Raw genomic sequence first — 2,459 nt, 5'->3', positions numbered from 1 at the left:
AGACTGTGGAACAAGTCTCCGGCGTTCAAAACAATGCTTACGGCCCCAATACCGGCGTACCGCAAATCCGCAGCTTGAGCGGCTCGCGCGTATATGTCAGTGAAAATGGTTTGGGTATTTCGGATGCCGCTTCTGTCAGCCCCGATTTGCCGCTGATGGTCAATCCGTTCATAGCGGAAAAGATTACCGTTTTAAAATCATCGGCAGCAGTCTTGTATGGCGGCAACGCGATTGGCGGCGCAGTTGACGTCGATACCGGCGTGATTGCCACAGCACTGCCTGAAAAAGATTTAAACGGCAAAGTCGAAGTCAGCGGCGGCTACAATACGCCGCGTGTCGCAGCGTTCAAATTAAACGGCAAAGTCGGCAATGTGGCTTGGCATTTGTCGGGTGCAGACACTCATGCCAATGATTACCGTATTCCGGGCGATTCCAAACCGGCCGCCTGTTACGATCATGCCAATATTTCTAGTTCTCGCCTGATGTGGGCATGTCAGGTTACGCCCGACATTACCGAAACCTTAAACAAAGGCTATTACCGTTATGTCGCGAAAGACATTCCGGCTTTCATTGAACAATGGAAACGTTATAACGACGGCTCGGAACCTGATGAATCTGAATTGTACAAATTAAACAAACCATCCTGGGGCGATTGGGTAGAAAATCCGCTTTATGACGGCAGCCCAAACTTTAGAAATAAAGTCATCAATGCCATGAAAGACGATATGCCTGTTGAAAAAGGCCGTCTGAAAAACAGCCATTTGAGCAATCAAAACTTTGCTTTTGGCCTGAGCCATATCGGTGAACGCAGCTATGCCGGCGTATCCGTCAGCCGCTTCTTGAGCAAATCCGGTATTGCAGGCTTTGGCTATTACAATTTTTCCGAATCAGGCCACCACCACAGCGGTACCCGCAAAGCACCGGTACGCGAATACGCTTCCGTACGCGCCCAACAAACCCGTTGGCAGGCAGAAGCCATGTACCGGCCATTGACGCCATGGATTGAAAACATCAAATTTCAAGCCGCCTATACGCAAAATCCAACATCCGAATACTTGGGCGACACCAAAATGCAAACTTTGGACAGCAAAACTTTCCAAAGCCGTTTGGAGTTCAACCACAAAGCAGGTTCTTGGTTGAAAGGTACATTGGGCGCAGATTGGAAACAGCGCAGCACCGAATCTTCAGGCATCAACGGCAAACGCACCGGAAACTATGCCTACCTGCCCGATACCGACAGCAAAGAATACGGCATTTTCGCTTTGGAAAACTTCAAGTGGAAAAACTGGAATGCATCTTTGGGTTGGCGACATGGCGAAGTCCGCCACTCGGTCGACATCGGTGATTACAAACCTGGACGCAATAGCTCGACCGTTAAAGGATTGGAAGAGAGGGGCCGTCTGAAATACAGCTTGAACCACTATCATACAGGCTTAGGCGTAGATTTGTTTGACTTCTTAAAACTAGGCGCACGATACAGCCGTTCACAACGCGCCCCTGAAGTCAACGAGTTGTATGCAGGTGGCGATCACTATGCCCTGATGGCTTCCGAATCACACTGGGGAGCCGATGTCCTGCGTCCGGAAACAGCAGGCACTTGGGAGGTAAACGGAGAAATCGGTTGGAAAGACGGTCGCTTCCGTGCAAGCTGGTATAAAACCCAATTTAAAGACTATACCTTCCTAGTAGATGCCGCACATGACGGCGGCCAACGCCTACCAACCAAATACTGGCGCTCCGGCGATACCCAGCTTCACGGTGTGGAATTGGAGGTAAACCAATGGTTTGATCTGAATAAATACGGCACATTGGAAGCCCGCCTGTTTGGCGACTTCGTACACAACCGCGCCGATTTGGACGACGAGCGCAACAGCACATTAGGCAATGGCAACCGTGTCCGCAACAACGGCTATTACATGCCCAATATGCCCGTATCCCGCTACGGCGCGAGCCTGACATGGAATAAAGGCAACTGGCAACTGGGCACCAGCCTGACACGCTACCGCCCTGCCAAACATACAGGCCACATGGCTGCCAACTACAAAGAGCCTGTTTTGGGCGGCTATACCATGTGGGATATGTACATGAGCCATACCACCAAACATGGAAAATCGACAGCCGAATGGTTCCTCGATGCACGCAACCTTGCCAACCGTACCGCAAGACCGCAAAACTCCATGCTCAAATATATCGCACCATTGCCGGGCCGCTCCGTCCGCGCCGGTGTAAGGCTGACGTTCTAAGTTGAAAATAAAACAAACCGGATTCCCAGTTGATGGAAATCCGGTTTTCTTTTTGGATTATTTGATTTTCAGACGGCCTTTTATACAACTTAAGAAAAGACATAAATCATAAGCGACTTATTTCAAGATTGCCCGTTTTCATCTGATACTACAAATATTCCTTTAAAGCCTATTACATTTTTCCCACCATATTTCCTTGTTTGGAAACCAAAAGCT

Annotated in this window: 1 protein-coding gene; it reads left to right on the top strand. The window is 49.4% G+C overall.

The features are described 5' to 3' along the window. A partial coding sequence (locus ACTHUT_RS17960) for a TonB-dependent receptor (RefSeq protein ID WP_440419276.1) occupies positions 1-2,243 on the top strand: 2,243 nt, incomplete at its 5' end. Positions 2,244-2,459 lie beyond the last annotated feature (216 nt).

It is taken from the genome of Neisseria sp. P0022.S010 (assembly GCF_051956635.1).
This window is presented reverse-complemented; position numbering and strand designations above follow the sequence as displayed.